This window comes from Klebsiella sp. KP20-425-1 (assembly GCF_025813515.1).
In the GTDB taxonomy this organism is placed as follows: domain Bacteria; phylum Pseudomonadota; class Gammaproteobacteria; order Enterobacterales; family Enterobacteriaceae; genus Klebsiella; species Klebsiella pneumoniae.
Genome location: NZ_CP109614.1, coordinates 2,728,906 through 2,745,140, shown reverse-complemented (window position 1 = coordinate 2,745,140; position 16,235 = coordinate 2,728,906). Strand labels below are relative to the sequence as shown.

Below are 16,235 nucleotides of genomic sequence, written 5' to 3'. Positions count from 1 at the left end.
ATTATTATCGCCGATAGCGCGGCATACATAAAGCCGTGTAATCAAAGCAAAAGGCCGCTTTTGCTACGGCAGACTCCTCCAGCGCGCGGTACACTGCGACTTTTCGCCACAGGCTTAAGGGAGACACTATGGAACTGGCTTCTCTGGTCCGGGATATCCTCCGGCAGCGGCACGTTGAACGTCTGGCGCAGCATCGTGAACAGGATAATGAAGCGGAAGCAGAGTGGGAGATCGCCCGCTGGCGGCATCGCAGCGGGGTGGTGATCCAGCGCCGCTATGAGCTCGAGATCGCGCAGCAGGATAGCGCATCCTGCCCGGAGTGCTGGATTGACTGGCAGGTTATCGACGCCGCCGGCCAGGAGATCAACCCGATGCGCAAACAGTTTTATAACCTTTGCCAGCAATCCTTCTGGCTGGCTATGCAGGCGGGTGGTGAAGATGAGACCTCAGACAGAATTGCTCAGATAACCGACAATCACCCGTAAACGCGCGTTGGGGACGGTAAACTGTGACCCCGACGGCGGTAAAGCGCAGAACATTCCACTTATAGTGGCGGCAGAGGTTAAATAGTCCTGATGAATATAAGGATATGCATCAGGCCGCTGATTTTGCCGAGATGCGCTTTTTCTGTCGTAAATGGAGGTTGTTATGAGCAGTTCGCTAACCGCGTCAATGCAGGCTCGTCGTCACCCGGAGACCACCCACATCGATCGCCTCGCCACCGCCGATATGCTGGCGATGCTGCATCAGGATGATAAGCAGATATCGGAGGCGGTCGGCGCCTGTCTGCCGGATATCGCCCGGCTGATTGATATCGCCACCGCGACGATAAGCCGGGGAGGGCGCCTGGTCATTATTGGCGCCGGCGCTTCGGGCCGGACGGCCATTGAGGCGGTCAGCGACTATTCGCCGGAAGGTAAACACGCGCTGGTGGGGCTGATTGCCGGTGGGCAGACGACGGCGATGGCCGAGCGGGAGACTGCAGCGAATAATTATGACCTGGGCGCCTTTGAGCTGCAGTCGCTGGACTTCAGCAACCGCGATATGCTGCTGGCGCTGACCGTCAGCGGCAAGACGCCATGGGTGTGGGGGGCGATGCGCCACGCCTGGTCGCTGGGCGCCCCGATAGCGGTCATCACCCAGCAGCCGACCAGCGAGGCGGCGCAGCTGGCGGATATCATTATTGCTCCGCAGACCGGGCCGGAGGCGGTGGCGGGGTTAGCCAATCCGAAGGCTCAGTTGGCCCAGAGGCAGATCGTCAATATGCTGACAACCGGACTCGCCATCCGTGACGGTCGGGTGTACAGCAATTTGCGGGTGGACGTGCAGGCTGACAATTCGCACTGGGCGGAGCGGCAGATAGCGATTGTGATGGCGGCCACCGATTGCACGCGCAGTGAAGCAAAGGCCGCCCTGGCCAGCTGTCATCAGCACTGCCGCACCGCGATCCTGATGCTGCTCAGCGGGCTTGACGCCTGGCACGCGCGGGAGCTGCTAACCAAACATCACGATCATCTGCGTCTCGCCCTGCGTGAAGCCCAGCGTAGCGCTGTCACTCCCGCCCAGTAATCCCTTCTCTGCCAGGCGCGCGATGAGCATGCGCGCCTGGACTTTTGTAATTAAAGAAATTCTTATCTTTTATTTTACCCGGCAATAGATATTGAATTTTCGACCTTATTTTTTATCCGTCTTCGCTCTATTTTTAAAATTGATTTTTTAAGTTAAATAACTGTTTGGTTTAAAATGCGAGAGTGTAAATGATATTTTAAAATAAAGTAAAAGTGCGTTAATATGCTGCCTCTTATGACCGTGTGCTACGTGATAATTCTATTATGCCTGCAATGAAAAAAACGATTATTTCCTTAACCGCATTAGCGATGTTCGTCAGCGCGGCGACGCATGCTGAAGCGGATACCTCGAAAAAAACCGACTTCCTGCTGATTGGCGGCGGGATCATGAGCGCCTCGCTCGGCACCTGGCTGCAGGCGCTGCAGCCGGACTGGGATCTGACCATGGTGGAGAAACTGGACGGCGTGGCGCTGGAGTCTTCCAACGGCTGGAATAATGCCGGTACTGGCCACTCGGCGAATATGGAGCTGAACTATACGCCGGAGCGGGCGGACGGGTCGATTGACGTCAGCAAAGCGCTCGATATTAACGAGCAGTTTATGATTTCCCGTCAGTTCTGGTCGGCACAGGTGAAACGCGGTATTTTGCACGATCCGCACTCGTTTATTAATTCCACGCCGCATATGAGCTTCGTCTGGGGTGATAATGTGGATTATCTGCAGAAGCGTTATAACGCGCTGCAGCAGACCACCTTATTCCAGGGGATGAAATTCTCCACCGATCACGCGCAAATTAAACAGTGGGCGCCGCTGGTGATGGAAGGCCGCGATCCGCAGCAGAAAGTGGCAGCCACCTGGACGCCGGTGGGTACCGATGTCAACTACGGCGAAATCACTCGCCAGCTGATCGGCAGCCTGAAGAAAAATAACCACTTCACCCTGCAGACCTCCTCTGAGGTAACGGATTTCAAACGTAATGCCGACAACTCCTGGCACGTAACGATTAAGAATGTGCAGAGCGGGGAAGCGCAGACTATTGACGCCAAATACGTCTTTATCGGCGCCGGCGGCGGCGCGTTGAAGCTGCTGCAAAAAACCGGTATCCCGGAAGCGGACAACTATGCCGGCTTCCCGGTGGGCGGCTCGTTCCTGATGACCGAGAACCCGGCGGTCACTGCGCAGCACCTGGAGAAAGTGTATGGCCAGGCTTCAGTCGGCGCGCCGCCGATGTCGGTGCCGCACCTTGACGCTCGTTACCTCGACGGTAAGCGCGTGGTGCTGTTCGGGCCATTCGCCACCTTCTCGACCAAGTTCCTGAAAAATGGTTCGTTCTTCGACCTGCTCAGCACTACCACCACCAATAACGTGCTGCCGATGACCCACGTCGGTCTCGACAACTTCGATCTGGTGAAATACCTGGTTAGCCAGGTGATGCTCAGCGATGATGACCGTTTCGCTGCGCTGAAAGAGTACTACCCGGACGCGCGTAAAGAAGACTGGAAACTGATCCAGGCCGGCCAGCGCGTACAGATCATCAAGAAAGACGCAGAGAAGGGCGGCGTGCTGAAGCTCGGTACCGAAGTGGTGGTCGATCAGCAGAAAACCATTTCCGCGCTGCTCGGCGCTTCGCCGGGGGCTTCCACCGCCGCGCCGATCACCCTGAACGTGCTCAAGCAGATGTTCCCGCAGCAGTTTAACTCGCCGGAGTGGCAGAGCCGCATTCACGCTATTGTGCCGAGCTACGGCCAGAAGCTGAACGGTAACGTGGCGCTGACCCAGCAGGTTTGGGATGACACCGCTGCGACCCTGCAGCTGACGAAACCGCCGGTGATCCAGATGCCAGCGGCTGCGCCTACCGCGACCGCCAAGCCGGCAGAGACGCCGCGCGAGGCCTCGCCGCAGCACGATATGGCGCTGTAAAAGCAAACTCGACAGTGAACAAAAGGGAAGACCATGGTCTTCCCTTTGCGACTGGCATCAGTTTGGATTTCGATAATTATTGAACTTCCTGGTTATTTTGTTAATTACCTGGGGGCAAGGTATTTTGATGCATGATGGCAACAGCACCTCATAAAATATCTTAAGAAGAATCTTCTGAATTCTTAATCCTAATCGTATAGGTTTTATCAAATTCTCCGCCTGTCGCTACATTTGTACCAAACAGTCCGCCTGATATTCGTATGGTGACGATCCCATGTTTTACGGGTACTCCCTGCACCCTGACACAATTATGCGCAGGAGAATCATTACAATAACTCAAAGTTAATCCGGTGTCGGATGGGGTTATTTCACCTACAAATCTTTCCTTCCCGTTTTCATCTAAAGCTGATACGGCGCCTCCCTTTATTATTATTTCACTGGAATAAGCTTTCCCAACTGCTGCATCAGCAAGTGAGCTACCATATGGAGTAACGTCAGCATGTAAAACACAAGCTGACAATAAAGAGGTAATACATACAACGCTCAATTTTTTCATAATCACTTCAATGGCTTGAAAACCATTCCCCCAAAGAATCTGTTGAGAAAAAAAACGCACATCTTTTCCCTTTTTTATCCAGTAAGTTGAACGGCCCCAAGAAAATAATTTTAAATTAACATATCCATTATCGTCTTGTGTTACAGAACTATCCCATACAACCCAGTGTGTAGGTAACGTTGTGTTATTTGTACTGCCTTCGAGCAGTCCGTCATTTATTAATGTGACGACTTTAAAGCCTTGCGCTACATACCTATTTAAATCTCGGATTCCTTGGACACCAGCTTGAGTGATTCCTACATTACTAAAGACCATTTCATAACCTGCTTTTTCAAACCATTCCGCTAGTGTGGGCCACATGGTGATACCTGCCACTGGAGAATCGAGAGCATCGAAGCTCAGCGCTGCATTCTCTGAATCCCTCAGGCCAGCAAGCGTTATCCAGTCTAGTCCTAATATTCTTGGCTGCCCATCACTGGTAAAAAACATACCCGTTGGATGTCTACATCCCTCTCCTGGTGAGATTGTCAGTGCGCCTATTTTAGTTTTTCCATATCGCCACAGTTCCCTGGCGGCCTGGGCATATACATCAGGACGGTCTTGTTGCAGACAGTAAAAGAATGCAGCAGGGCCGCACACGCTCGCTCCGGACTGAGAAGGATATGAGAGATTATAGAATCTGTCCTGAATTTCTGATTCTATCTTCTTTTTTTTAAACGGATCTTGCGGTGAACCTATGGGATACTCTCGCGCAATAAATGGACGTTCAGGAATAGTAATTCTTATCTCCTTTGTTTCCCCACCCTCGCTTGCAGGCTTCATTGTGCCTTTTGTCTCAAAATAACAGAGGTTCTCTCGCTTTACCGAAGACCAGGCGTTGCCTGATGCAAAGGCTTCAAGTGTGTACATTTTAGTGAATGGAACGGGGGTCACACAGACCGTATGCAACATGGTTTTGCGGTAAAGATTCATTTCCATAATATAAATTGTCGAGAGTGACTCATCTACATTTCCTGTCATGTGAGTTTGTGTTTCATAAGTTCCAGAAAATGGCTGTTGCTTCACATCTATCAGGGAATATTTATTCCTGCGAGAGTCCATACGATAAATACACAGGTCATAAAGCAAAGAATCTGTTGGAACATTAGATCTTATTCGTGTACTAAGCTTGTAAACTGCCATCATTAATCCCTCAATGTTTAAGCGGCTATCCTTGCCGGCATCATACAACATTCATACCCAACCCACATCCCCGTTTTTGATGGTACTGTACAATGTCTGAAGCAGTCGTTTCCGGGAAAGGCTCAACCTCATTATTTTCGTTATTTACATAACCGCCTGTCCGGGACGAAAATTAAGGTCAACCTTATTAAAAGATTATCTTTAACTTGATTTTGAGCGGCCTGATAGTCTTCACCTTAGTATCTATTGATATCTCCTTGCCAGTAATGCCGATGTTGGCCACGCAATTGTCGGCGAAGCCGATCTCATTATCACCGGATTTCTGATGGTTTTGCGTACGTACAGCTGGTATGGGCCCGATAAGCGACCGGCTGTCGTGTTTTACAGGCACTGGGCACCTGCTCCGTGTTAAGGCTGGTGCGGGCGAGAGCGCGCGTTTTTTTGCCCATATCTGCGTATCGTGAAAGTGATTACGCCGATTGCGGTCCGATGATCGGCGGACAACTGATTAAATTCACAAGGTGATACGTGATTTTTTTGGTTGCTGGTGGCATCGGTCGACAATAGTGGTCGCAATCAAAATAGTTTTCGTGGTTATTGTTATACTGGTTTGAATTGAAATAAGAAAATTAAACCAGGAGTGTGGAAGGGCCATGCAAGAGGATATTAACCAGGAGATCACCTTCCGCAAGCTGTCGGTCTTTATGATGTTTATGGCGAAAGGTAATATCGCCAGAACCGCCGAAGCGATGAAACTCAGCAGCGTCAGCGTTCACCGCGCGCTGCATACCCTGGAAGAGGGGGTGGGCTGCCCGCTGTTTGTCCACAAAGGGCGCAACCTGCTGCCGCTGCAGGCGGCGTGGACGCTGCTTGAATACTGCCAGGATGTGATAAGTCTGATGAACCGCGGGCTCGAGGCGACGCGCAAGGTTGCAGGCGTCGGTCAGGGGCGGTTGCGCATCGGTACCCTCTATTCGCTGACCCTGGAAACCGTTCCGCGCATCATTATGGGGATGAAGCTGCGTCGCCCGGAGCTGGAGCTGGACCTGACGATGGGTTCAAATCAGATGCTGCTGGATATGCTGGAAGACGATGCCCTCGATGCCATCCTGATCGCCACCAACGAAGGGGAGTTCAATAATACCGCTTTCGACGTGGTGCCGCTGTTTGAGGACGATATTTTTCTCGCCGCCCCGGCGACCGAACGGCTGGATGCCTCACGGCTCGCCGATCTGCGCGATTACGCCGACCGCAAGTTTGTTTCGCTGGCGGAGGGGTTCGCCACCTATGCCGGATTCCGGGAAGCATTCCACATCGCCGGCTTCGAGCCGGAGATCGTCACCCGGGTGAATGATATTTTCTCGATGATTAGCCTGGTGCAGGCTGGCGTCGGTTTTGCCCTGCTGCCGGGGCGGATGAAGAAAGTTTATGAGAAGGATGTACAGCTGCTAAAGCTGGCGGAACCCTACCAGATGCGCCAGCTGATCTCTATCGTCTATTCGCACCATCGCGAGCGCGATGCCGACCTGCTGGCGCTGGCGGCGGAAGGGCGCATGTACGCCCGCAGTATTAATCGCTAAGCCGCTGCGCCAGATGGCGGGCGACGTCCAGGCCGCTGCGCTCCAGCGCAATGGTCTCCCCGCGCCAGCCCGCCTGGCGGGTCAGGCAGGTGAGCACCCCGCCGGGCGGCATCTCAATGGCTAAGCGCGCATCGCGCTCATCGGCGGCGACCATCGCCTCCTGCCAGTGGACCGGGCGCGCCATGTTCATCGCCAGATCGTCGGCGATCCGCTGCGGATCCCACAGCACGCGCGCCGTCGAGCCGCTTAAATAGGCGCACCGTGGGCGCCTTAAGCTGGCGCCGGCAAAAGCTTTCGCCAGCTCAGCGGCGGGTTTATCCAGCAGCGCGCAGTGCGAGGGCACGCTGACCGCCAGCCGCTGGGCTATACTGGCGCCAGCCCGCAGCGCCAGCTGCGCCACCTCGGCCATTGCCTCATCACGGCCCGCAATCACGAACTGCGTTTCGGCGTTCAGGTTGGCGAGATAAACCTCGTGGCCCTGCAGCAGGGCTTCAATCCGCGGGCGGGTCAGGCCCATAATCGCCGTCAGTCCGTAACCTTCAGGATACGCCTGTTCCATTAAGTCCCCGCGCAGGGCTACCAGCCGCAGCGCGCTGGCGAAATCGAGCGCGCCGGCAATCACCGCGGCCGGAAACGCGCCGATGGACAGGCCGCTGACCATCTGCGGATCCACGCCCTGACGCTGTAGCTCGCGCGCCCAGGCGACACCGGCGATCAGCAGACAGAGCTGGACCGCACGGGTGTGTTGTAGCGCGTCGGCGCTATCGAGAGTAGCGACTTCATCCCCCAGCACGGCGCGCGCCTGGGTGAGGATCGCCTCGCGATCGGGGATCATCGCCAGCATGCCGGGACGCTGGCCGCCCTGACCGGGAAAGGTAAATAAAATCTTCATTATTCCTCCCTGTGCCACGGCGTCGCGGTTAAGCGCGCGCCGCGGGACGTTTTCAGCAGCGCGCGCCCGTCGCGCAGCCATTCATTAAGGGCGAAGGCGCCGTACGGCGTTTCGACCTGGGTATCAGCGCGGCATGGGAGTTGGGCCACCCGGGTCTGCCATTCCAGCAGCGCCTCGCGGTCCAGCGGCTGTGGCGCGCGGATCAGCAGATCCAGATCGCTGGCCGCATGCAGCACCGGGATCTCGGTTGCCAGCGCGTAGCCGGTACTGCCGGTGACGCCCCAGCCCCAGGGCCAGCGGTGTAAGGTGAGGGCGATAGCCCCCTGGACCGGCGGCTGCGAGACAAAAGGCGAATGGAGTAAGACCTCACGATCAACAAGCATCTCCGGGGTGACGCTGCGCACGATATTGCGCGCCTGTACCCAGCCGGCGGCGCGCTGCTCGCGCTTCATGCCCCGCACCCCAACCGGGACGCGGGCCTGGTCGTCAACGTCGCGCCTCACCACCACCGGCAGCGCGGCTCGCCACTGCTGAGCCACCCACGGCTCGGCAATGTCTTCCAGGGCGCTGGCGTGGTTTAACCAAACTAGATCATGGGGACGCGGCGTTGCTGACATGGTTTACAGTCCTGAAGTCAAAGAGATAAACAGCGGTAGCGACAGGATACACAGAACCGAGCTCAACAGCAGCACGGCTTCAGCATCCGGAGACTGGACGCCGAAGCGGTTGCCGAAGACCACGCCGAAGAAGCCGGCGGCCAGGGCTATCATCAGGATCGCGGTAATGGCAATGGAACCGTGCAGCCCAAGTAACATCACCAGACCCCAGGCAATAAACGGCTGCACCAGCAGTTTCACGATGGTTGATGTAGCGATCAGCGCATTGAGCTGCAGTTTACGCGCCGACAGGATCACCCCGGTGAGGAACAGCGCGGCGGCGGTGGCGGCCAGGCCCAGCGGTTTGATCGACGCCAGCAGCAGGTCCGGCATTTTAATGCCGATCGCGGAAAGCACCACCCCAAGCAGCGGGCCCCAGACGATCGGTTTTTTCACCGAACGCCACATCAGCACCGGCAGCATCGCCAGCGTAGAACCGCTGTTTTCTCCCGCGGCGCGGGCTTTTTCACGTTCCAGAATCAGCAGGCAGAACGGGGTCATCAGCACCGAGCCGCAGGCGATAGAGACCGCCACCGACAGTGAGGTTGACGCGCCTTCACCCAGCACGCTGCCGAGGATCGGCAGACCTAACGCGGCATAGTTTGGCAGGGCGACGGTGAGGGTCAGCACCGCGGCATCCTGCGGCGTGCGTTTGAACACGCTGGTGGCGAGGAAGTAGATCGCGGCATAGGTGATCCACATCGCGCCGGTCAACACCAGCACCAGCGGCGACTGGGCGACGATCCCGGCCCACGGCGTTTGTACCGTCGCGCTAAACAGCGTGGCGGGTAAGGCAAAATCCATTACAAAAATATTAAGCAGCGAGACGTTTTTGTTATCTACCATCCCGGCCTTACCGGCCCAGAAGCCCAGCAGCATGATAACGAAAATCGGGGCAAGAGCATGAATAATCACATAAGTCATAAATCACCTGTAAATAAGATAGAGTACTGGCGCGATTGTTATTTTTTCTAAAAGCCGTCCCTACCCGGCGCGGTTATTACGCGCTCCGGGGGACGGCTTCCGGCAGGTTTTCTTCTACTACTTACGTACGAACGTCTTACCAGCTGGCGCGCATGCGATCGCGGACCAGCTGCGAGCTGCGGCGGTTTTCCGCGCCCAGGCGGCACTTCAGTGAGGCATCGGTGCGCGCATCAGCGATGGCGTCGCGCAGCGTGTTGCTGACCAACGACAGATCGTGGTCGTCAGGGGCATCCGGATTATTAATATCCAGCAGGGCGGAGAGCAGGCCGAGCGTCGCATAGTTGCTGACGTCGTAGGCCATTGGCGGAATGGTAGCCGCCAGTTTCTCCAGCGCCTCTACGGTACGCAGCGTAATGCGCGCCGCCGACGCTTTACCCATCGCGTGGACCAGCACGCCGCTATCGTTAAAGGCGATCAGGCGGTTGGCCTGGTAGCCGTGGGCCAGAAACGCCCCGGACATCGCTTTGCCGACGATCAGGCCAATTACCGGGTGGCCGGCCAAACGGGCTTTGGCATAAGCGCCAGCCGCCCCGGCCAGCGCCTGGTGAATGCCGAAAGCTTCTTCGCGGCGGCCATAGGCCTGGCTTGGCACATCGATCACGGCGACGATCGGCCGTTTGACTGGCTGGTCGGCGTCGGCGGCAATGGTTTCATTAACCACTTTCGCCAGCGTCCAGCCTTCCAGCAGGCCAACTTCGCCGCCGGCGGCGCGCGGGTAGTGGTTGTTAGCATCCGGGACCACGGCGATAAAACGCACGTTTTCGCCATTAATCTGGCCGTCTGCCACCTGGACGGAAGGGCACAGGCCGCTCATCAGCGGCGCGTCGGGCGCCAGTTTGTTCAGCCACAGCGCGGCGCGGTTTGGGAACTGACTCATTATTTATCCTCCCGGGCAAAAAGCTGTTTAATCTGCGCGGTATCCGCCTGCTGGCGGGTGTCGAACTGGCTCAAGCGACGCAGATAATCGTCATAGTTGTCGCTGCGGTGCTGTACCGGTACGCCTTTGGCGATCGCCTCATTCATTGCGGTTTTAACGGCGTTAACGCCATCGTTAACCAGCGCGTCGACCAGTCCGCTGGCGGCGCGAATTTCGCCGCCGGTCATGCTCCAGATAAACGGCCGGTTGCGGGAGTCGTACTCTTCAATGCCGGCTTCCTGCTCGATAACCTGCGGGCCGTTGAGGCCGAGACGGGCTTCACGAGTGACGATAAGGTAACTGCACAGCGCGGCGGCGATAGACATACCGCCAAAGCAGCCGACGGTGCCGGCGATGATGCCGACTACCGGCGTGTAGCGGCGCAGATCGACAATCGCCGCGTGAATATCAGCGATGGCGGCCAGACCGAGGTTGGCCTCCTGCAGACGTACGCCGCCGGTTTCGAGGCACAGCACCGCCTGCGTCGGGATACCGTTGCGGTTATCTTCCGCCGCCAGCTCCAGCGCGGCGGCCATTTTGGCGCCGGACACTTCGCCCATACTGCCGCCCTGGAAGGTGCCCTCGATGGCAATCACCACCGCAGGCTGGCCGTTGATCGTGCCTTTGGCGACCACCATACCGTCGTCGGACTGCGGGACGATGCCCTGGGCGCCGAGCCACGGCGACATAATGCCTTCAAACGGATCCAGCAGTTCGCGGTAGCTGCCGTCGTCCAGCAGAGCGTGGGCGCGTTCGCGAGCGCGCAGTTCGATAAAGCTGCGATCGTTACGCATGAGCGGCCTCCTCAAATACTTGTTCAATACGAATACGAGCGACGCCCGGCGTGGCGCCGAAGTCGTGGATAATCAACTGCCCGGCGGGCAGGCCGTTGATCAGGTTCAGCCTGTCGAACAGCGCCTGCCAGCGCGCCTGGCTGTTATCCACTGAGGTGGTGATCTGTACGTTGAGCGTGGCGCTCTGTGCGGCGGTATAAAGTACTTCCATATCGCCTGAACCCACGACTCCTGCCAGCGCTCGGCCGCTCAGGGCGCGGCTGGCAGGAAATGACAATGTAATCTGTTCCATAACATCCTCTGAATGCGTTAGCCGCCAACTCTGTCGAGAAACAGGGTGGCGGCAAGGAGATCGGCGGCGCCTCCCGGCGAGGCGTTTTGCGCCAGCATGATTGCGTCCAGGCGGGCCAGGGCGGCGCGCCCGACGAAACTGGCGCAACCGCCAGCCGCCAGCACCTCGCAAGCGCCTTGCTGCATGGCCTGCAGCCCGGCCATACCGGCGCGCGACAGCACGCAGGTATCGCTCAGCGAGGTCATGATGGCCATCAGCGCATCAAGCTGCGCCTGCGGCTCACTGGCGCCTCGCGCCCGGCTTTGCTGTAGTTGCGGCAGCGCCAGGCGGGTGATATGCGGGAAACCACACTGCGCTTCCTCGCGGGCGCCTGGCACCTGCCAGCGGCGGCTGGCGCGAAGCCCTTTACTAAAGCTTTTCGGCGCGAAGCCGTCGGGCAGGCGGGCGAGGGCGGCGGCGGCGTCGGCGATCGCCTGTGACTGACCCTCTCCACCCAACATCGCCACCGCGCTGACCAGCAGGCCTAGCGCCCAGATAGCGCCGCGGTGGGTGTTAACCCCACCCGTCGCCAGCATCATCTGCGCTTCGCCTTCGCGGCCAAGGCGGCCGACGGTTTCGCGCAGGGCGATGTCCGCCGGGCGACGCCAGCTTTGCTCGGCCAGCGCGTGAAAGGTCGGCTGCAGGCTGCGGGCGGAGCGCTCCATCAGCGCCAGATTCAGGTCCTGATGCGCGCCGTTGCCGCGGCTATCCACCAGACCCGGTTTCGGGCTCAGACGGGCTTCGTCAATCAGACAGGCGCTGGCGGTATGCGCCAGCCAGCTGACGCGGCTTTCTGCGTGCAGGGGGGAGAGATTTTTCATTACCAGCTCCGGAATTTTGCCGGTGGGTTGTACAGTCCGTCGGACCACTCCACCAGGTCGGCGACGCTGCCGGCGGCCAGCAGGGAGCGGGTGGCATCGCTGCGGCGAATCCCGAGATCTTCCGGGTAGACCACTTTGCCGCTCTGACGCAGCGCGGCGACGCGTTTGGCGTCCACACCAAGGCCGATATCGGTGATCCCGGCCACCGCGGCGACCATCGCCCGGCGCTCTTCAAGGCTCTCCGCACGGTACAGGTAGGCGATACCCTCTTCGGTCAGGACGTGGGTGACGTCATCACCATAAATCATTACCGGCGCCAGCGGCATGCCGGAGGTTTTCGCCACCTCAACTGCATCCAGCGTCTCAACGAAGGTTGGTTTCACGCCGGCCTGGAAGGTTTCGACCATCTGCACCACCAGCTTTTTCCCGCGCTGCATCGGGTCCGGCTCGGTGATCATATTGAGCCATGCCGGGGTGGCGTGGCGGCGACCGTGCGGGTCGTGGCCCATGTTCGGCGCGCCGCCGAAGCCGGAAAGACGGCCGCGGGTGACGGTCGAGGAGTTAGCCAGACCATCTACCTGCAGGGTTGAACCAATGAACATATCTACCGCGTACTGGCCCGCCAGCTGGCAGAAGGCGCGGTTAGAGCGCATCGAGCCATCCGGGCCGGTAAAGAAGATATCCGGGCGGGCGCGGATGTACTCTTCCATCCCCAGTTCGCCGCCGAAGCAGTGCACGCTCTCCACCCAGCCGCTCTCGATGGCCGGGATTAAGGTTGGATGCGGATTCAGGGTCCAGTGTTTACAGATTTTGCCTTTCAGGCCGAGCTGCTCGCCATAGGTCGGCAACAGCAACTCGATGGCGGCGGTATTAAAGCCGATACCGTGGTTAAGCGACTGCACCTGATGTTCCGCATAGATGCCCTTGATCGCCATCATCGCCATCAGTATGTGTTCTTGCTTAATCAGGCGCGGATCGCGGGTGAAGAGCGGTTCGATAAAGAACGGCTTGTCGGCAACCACCACGTAATCGATCCACGAGCCGGGAATATCGACGCGCGGCAGATCGCATTCGTCGTCCACCAGTTCGTTGACCTGGGCTATCACAATGCCGTCGTGGAAGGCGGCGGCTTCCACCAGCGCCGGGGTATCTTCGGTACTCGGTCCGGTATACAGGTTGCCTTTGCGGTCAGCTTTATAGCCGGCAATCAGCGCGACGTTTGGCGACAGATCGACGTACAGGCGCGAGTAGAGTTCGATATAGGTATGGATGGCGCCGATTTCGAGCAGGCCATCTTCCAGCAGCTGCGAGATACGCAGGCTCTGGGTGCCGGAGAAAGAGAAATCCAGCTTGCGGGCAATACCTTTTTCAAACAGGTCCAGATGCTCGCTGCGCCCGACGCTGGGCATAATCATATGCAGGTCGTGGATTTTTTGCGGATTAACTTCCGCCAGCATGCGCGAGAGGAAATCGGCCTGTTTCTGGTTGTTGCCTTCCAGCACAACCCGGTCGCCGGGGGCGAGCAGGTTTTCCAGTACGCTGACCAACTGGTCAGTCGGGATGACCTTACCTGGCATGTTCGCCTCGGCCAGCCGCCGCTGTTTTTCCGTTCGGCGACGGTTCCAGACCCGCCCCGTCGTTTGTTCGGCATTCATTAATAACCTCCTGATTCGACAAATCGTTTTGTTTGTCCTGGTGGAGATTAGTGTGCGACGCGAGGCTATGAGCATCAATTAAGCGCGGTGGCCGATCGTTAGCATCAGAGTAACGATTTCGCCGCAACGTTTGTGATGCGGATCAATAATACATAAGGCGTAGTGGTCTACGGAGAGAGTGTAGGGCAGGGAGCAGGCCGGCGCTTCGCCGGCCTGCGGAAGGACTACTGTTTACTGACATCGCTTAATAAGAAAGCGATACTCTGCCCGCCGCTGGTCTGCTCGAGGGCAATTTTGACGATAATCGTCAACGGCACCGAGAGCAGCATGCCAACCGGACCCAGCAACCATCCCCAGAAGATTAAGGACAGGAATACCACCAGCGTCGAGAGGCCCAGCCCGCGCCCCATGATACGAGGTTCGAGAATATTGCCGAATACCAGGTTGACGATCAGGTAGCCGGCCAGCACTACCAGCGCCTCGTACAGACCACCGAACACCAGCACCTGCAGGATCGGCGGAATGGCCGCCAGCACGGAACCGATATTGGGAATATAGTTCAGCGCGAAGGCCAGTAGCCCCCACATAAAGGCGAAGCGCACATCCAGCAGCACCAGCATGCCCCAGACCACCAGGCCGGTGATCAGGCTTATCGCAGTTTTCAGCACCAGATAATGCGATACGCTGTCGATGGCCCGCTGGATGGCGCCCATGCCTTCTACTGGTCTGGACATTAACTGCTGCAGCTTAGCGGGAAGCTGCGGCACCTCCAGCAGCATAAACACCACCGTCAGCAGCAGCAGAAAAATAGAGGACATGGCATTCGACAGCTGAGTGAGCAGGCTGGTGACCAGGGTCATTACGGCGTTAGGGTCGATGTACTTATTGAGCTCGACCACCGAAACGGTGAATCCCATACGCTGCAGCCAGGGCGCGATGGTTTGCATCGGCTCATAGAGATAGTTGCGATACTGCGGCAGGGTGCGCGCCAGCTCGTTGAGCGAGGTCCCCAGCGAGGCCAGCAGCACAATGGCTAACATAACAATCAGGCCAATCAGTAGCGAGATCGCCAGCACGCGCGGCACCCGGCAGCGGACCAGTAGCTGGACCAGAGGATTGATGATCACCGCCAGAAAAAGCGCCAGGATAAACGGGACGATTATGTCCGCCGCAAAGCGAATGCCGGTAAGGATGATCACCAGCATGCCCAACATGATGACCATCTTTAATCCGTTAAGTGTAATAATGGGTTTAGCCATAGGATCCCGACCTCAAACTTCCTTGCCTATTAACAGGTTGCGTTACATTAGCATAATGACGCTTTTTTGCAGAACAAACGCATTGAACAAAAACCGCGGCGTAAAGAATTGCAAAGTCTTTGAATTAAATGTAGCACTATGCTACAAATCTACCTGTGTTTAACTACTGAGGACAATTTTCATCCGCACCGGACGAGAAGCAACACCGCGGATAATTGTAATTTTATGGACAATCAGTTCAGGATGTATATTTTAAATCACCCCGCAGTATCCCTCACTTTTTCCCGTTTTGCCGGCGAACAGCACTGGCATTCGGCGCTATAGTCACCTTCTTTCTGCCTGAGCTGGCGCCAAGCGCACAGCGATATCTACGTCAGAAATTTTCCTGTTTACGTCTCGCGTAAACGGTAATGGATTATATTCTCAAGCAGGAGAAGGGATCATGTTTTATTGGATTTTATTAGCTTTAGCAATTATTGCTGAAATTACCGGCACCTTGTCTATGAAATGGGCAAGCGTGAGCGGCGGGCACACCGGCTTTATTTTAATGCTGGCCATGATTGCCCTGTCATATATTTTTCTTGCCTTTGCGGTTAAAAAGATTGCCCTCGGTGTGGCCTATGCGTTGTGGGAAGGGATCGGTATTTTACTGATTACCCTGTTCAGCGTGCTGCTGTTTGATGAGAGTCTGTCCCTGCTGAAAATAGCCGGCTTGACCACCCTGGTGATAGGGATCGTCTTAATTAAGTCCGGCACCCAGAAAAAAGCGTCTTCCAAGCAGGAGGTGGCCCATGCAGCAGTTTGAGTGGATCCACGCCGCCTGGCTGGCAATCGCCATTGTGCTGGAAATTATTGCCAACGTCTTTTTGAAGTTTTCCGACGGCTTCCGCCGCAAGATCTACGGCATCCTGTCCCTGGCGGCAGTATTGGGCGCGTTCAGCGCCCTGTCGCAGGCGGTTAAAGGGATCGATCTCTCGGTCGCCTATGCGCTGTGGGGCGGCTTCGGTATCGCGGCGACCATCGCCGCCGGCTGGGTGCTGTTTGGTCAGCGTCTGAATAACAAAGGCTGGGCGGGGGTTATCCTGCTGGTAGCCGGCATGGTGTTAATTAAACTCGCCTGA

At 57.1% G+C, this 16,235-nt stretch carries 16 protein-coding genes; 6 read left to right on the top strand and 10 right to left on the bottom strand.

The window, feature by feature from the left end; all coding sequences use genetic code 11:
- Positions 1-128 precede the first annotated feature (128 nt).
- From OHJ17_RS13575 to mqo, 3 genes are all read left to right on the top strand, one after another.
- Positions 129-485 (top strand): hypothetical protein, encoded by a 357-nt coding sequence (locus OHJ17_RS13575; RefSeq protein ID WP_004176301.1) that lies wholly within the window; start codon positions 129-131, stop codon positions 483-485.
- Between the two features lie 163 nt (positions 486-648).
- Positions 649-1,569, top strand: coding sequence for an N-acetylmuramic acid 6-phosphate etherase (locus OHJ17_RS13570; protein WP_004183912.1), 921 nt, complete (start codon positions 649-651; stop codon positions 1,567-1,569).
- A gap of 308 nt (positions 1,570-1,877) precedes the next feature.
- Positions 1,878-3,488, top strand: a complete 1,611-nt coding sequence (gene mqo, locus OHJ17_RS13565) for a malate dehydrogenase (quinone) (RefSeq protein WP_076750587.1) — start codon at positions 1,878-1,880, stop codon at positions 3,486-3,488.
- 160 nt (positions 3,489-3,648) lie between these two features.
- On the opposite strand, the gene OHJ17_RS13560 is transcribed toward mqo, so the two are convergent.
- Positions 3,649-5,277 (bottom strand): hypothetical protein, encoded by a 1,629-nt coding sequence (locus tag OHJ17_RS13560; RefSeq protein ID WP_009486295.1) that lies wholly within the window; start codon positions 5,275-5,277, stop codon positions 3,649-3,651.
- Between the two features lie 602 nt (positions 5,278-5,879).
- Between OHJ17_RS13560 and OHJ17_RS13555 the strand changes: the two genes are divergently transcribed.
- Positions 5,880-6,806 (top strand): LysR family transcriptional regulator, encoded by a 927-nt coding sequence (locus OHJ17_RS13555; protein WP_002903632.1) that lies wholly within the window; start codon positions 5,880-5,882, stop codon positions 6,804-6,806.
- Here the strand turns inward: OHJ17_RS13555 and mdcH are convergent.
- The 9 genes from mdcH to OHJ17_RS13510 form a co-directional block, all read right to left on the bottom strand.
- Entirely contained in the window at positions 6,796-7,698 is a 903-nt protein-coding gene (gene mdcH, locus OHJ17_RS13550; protein ID WP_038434949.1) for a malonate decarboxylase subunit epsilon, read from the bottom strand. The genes OHJ17_RS13555 and mdcH overlap by 11 nt on opposite strands.
- Positions 7,698-8,315, bottom strand: a complete 618-nt coding sequence (locus OHJ17_RS13545) for a malonate decarboxylase holo-ACP synthase (RefSeq protein ID WP_004152239.1) — start codon at positions 8,313-8,315, stop codon at positions 7,698-7,700. Before OHJ17_RS13545 ends, mdcH begins: the two co-directional genes overlap by 1 nt.
- 3 nt (positions 8,316-8,318) lie before the next feature.
- Positions 8,319-9,278 carry an AEC family transporter gene (locus OHJ17_RS13540; RefSeq protein ID WP_004148291.1) on the bottom strand — a complete coding sequence of 320 codons (960 nt, stop codon included), beginning with the start codon at positions 9,276-9,278 and terminating at the stop codon, positions 8,319-8,321.
- Positions 9,279-9,414: 136 nt separating this feature from the next.
- Positions 9,415-10,215: a biotin-independent malonate decarboxylase subunit gamma gene (gene mdcE / locus OHJ17_RS13535; RefSeq protein ID WP_004224637.1), complete on the bottom strand. Its 801-nt coding sequence runs from the start codon at positions 10,213-10,215 to the stop codon at positions 9,415-9,417.
- Positions 10,215-11,048 carry a biotin-independent malonate decarboxylase subunit beta gene (locus tag OHJ17_RS13530; RefSeq protein WP_032105170.1) on the bottom strand — a complete coding sequence of 278 codons (834 nt, stop codon included), beginning with the start codon at positions 11,046-11,048 and terminating at the stop codon, positions 10,215-10,217. The genes mdcE and OHJ17_RS13530 overlap by 1 nt, the downstream gene beginning before the upstream one ends.
- On the bottom strand, positions 11,041-11,340 hold the full coding sequence (mdcC, locus tag OHJ17_RS13525; RefSeq protein WP_004143106.1) for a malonate decarboxylase acyl carrier protein: 300 nt from the start codon (positions 11,338-11,340) through the stop codon (positions 11,041-11,043). Before mdcC ends, OHJ17_RS13530 begins: the two co-directional genes overlap by 8 nt.
- A 17-nt stretch (positions 11,341-11,357) precedes the next feature.
- Complete coding sequence (locus tag OHJ17_RS13520; RefSeq protein WP_032433060.1) at positions 11,358-12,200, bottom strand: triphosphoribosyl-dephospho-CoA synthase; 843 nt, start codon at positions 12,198-12,200, stop codon at positions 11,358-11,360.
- Positions 12,200-13,855, bottom strand: coding sequence for a malonate decarboxylase subunit alpha (gene mdcA, locus OHJ17_RS13515; protein WP_004176297.1), 1,656 nt, complete (start codon positions 13,853-13,855; stop codon positions 12,200-12,202). Before mdcA ends, OHJ17_RS13520 begins: the two co-directional genes overlap by 1 nt.
- A gap of 224 nt (positions 13,856-14,079) precedes the next feature.
- Entirely contained in the window at positions 14,080-15,114 is a 1,035-nt protein-coding gene (locus OHJ17_RS13510) for an AI-2E family transporter (RefSeq protein ID WP_002903679.1), read from the bottom strand.
- A gap of 442 nt (positions 15,115-15,556) precedes the next feature.
- Between OHJ17_RS13510 and kpnE the strand changes: the two genes are divergently transcribed.
- Both kpnE and kpnF read left to right on the top strand, forming a co-directional pair.
- On the top strand, positions 15,557-15,919 hold the full coding sequence (kpnE, locus tag OHJ17_RS13505) for a multidrug efflux SMR transporter subunit KpnE (protein WP_002903681.1): 363 nt from the start codon (positions 15,557-15,559) through the stop codon (positions 15,917-15,919).
- Positions 15,906-16,235, top strand: coding sequence for a multidrug efflux SMR transporter subunit KpnF (gene kpnF, locus OHJ17_RS13500; RefSeq protein WP_002903683.1), 330 nt, complete (start codon positions 15,906-15,908; stop codon positions 16,233-16,235). The genes kpnE and kpnF overlap by 14 nt, the downstream gene beginning before the upstream one ends.

Excerpts from the sequence above, each read along its gene's own strand:
- mdcE (WP_004224637.1), bottom strand. The coding sequence starts at position 10,215 with ATGAGTCAGTTCCCAAACCGCGCCGCGCTGTGGCTGAACAAACTGGCG.
- OHJ17_RS13570 (WP_004183912.1), top strand. The coding sequence starts at position 649 with ATGAGCAGTTCGCTAACCGCGTCAATGCAGGCTCGTCGTCACCCGGAG.
- OHJ17_RS13510 (WP_002903679.1), bottom strand. The coding sequence starts at position 15,114 with ATGGCTAAACCCATTATTACACTTAACGGATTAAAGATGGTCATCATG.
- mdcH (WP_038434949.1), bottom strand. The coding sequence starts at position 7,698 with ATGAAGATTTTATTTACCTTTCCCGGTCAGGGCGGCCAGCGTCCCGGC.
- mqo (WP_076750587.1), top strand. The coding sequence starts at position 1,878 with ATGTTCGTCAGCGCGGCGACGCATGCTGAAGCGGATACCTCGAAAAAA.
- mdcC (WP_004143106.1), bottom strand. The coding sequence starts at position 11,340 with ATGGAACAGATTACATTGTCATTTCCTGCCAGCCGCGCCCTGAGCGGC.
- OHJ17_RS13540 (WP_004148291.1), bottom strand. The coding sequence starts at position 9,278 with ATGACTTATGTGATTATTCATGCTCTTGCCCCGATTTTCGTTATCATG.
- OHJ17_RS13555 (WP_002903632.1), top strand. The coding sequence starts at position 5,880 with ATGCAAGAGGATATTAACCAGGAGATCACCTTCCGCAAGCTGTCGGTC.
- OHJ17_RS13575 (WP_004176301.1), top strand. The coding sequence starts at position 129 with ATGGAACTGGCTTCTCTGGTCCGGGATATCCTCCGGCAGCGGCACGTT.
- OHJ17_RS13545 (WP_004152239.1), bottom strand. The coding sequence starts at position 8,315 with ATGTCAGCAACGCCGCGTCCCCATGATCTAGTTTGGTTAAACCACGCC.
- kpnE (WP_002903681.1), top strand. The coding sequence starts at position 15,557 with ATGTTTTATTGGATTTTATTAGCTTTAGCAATTATTGCTGAAATTACC.
- OHJ17_RS13520 (WP_032433060.1), bottom strand. The coding sequence starts at position 12,200 with ATGAAAAATCTCTCCCCCCTGCACGCAGAAAGCCGCGTCAGCTGGCTG.
- mdcA (WP_004176297.1), bottom strand. The coding sequence starts at position 13,855 with ATGAATGCCGAACAAACGACGGGGCGGGTCTGGAACCGTCGCCGAACG.
- OHJ17_RS13560 (WP_009486295.1), bottom strand. The coding sequence starts at position 5,277 with ATGTTGTATGATGCCGGCAAGGATAGCCGCTTAAACATTGAGGGATTA.
- kpnF (WP_002903683.1), top strand. The coding sequence starts at position 15,906 with ATGCAGCAGTTTGAGTGGATCCACGCCGCCTGGCTGGCAATCGCCATT.
- OHJ17_RS13530 (WP_032105170.1), bottom strand. The coding sequence starts at position 11,048 with ATGCGTAACGATCGCAGCTTTATCGAACTGCGCGCTCGCGAACGCGCC.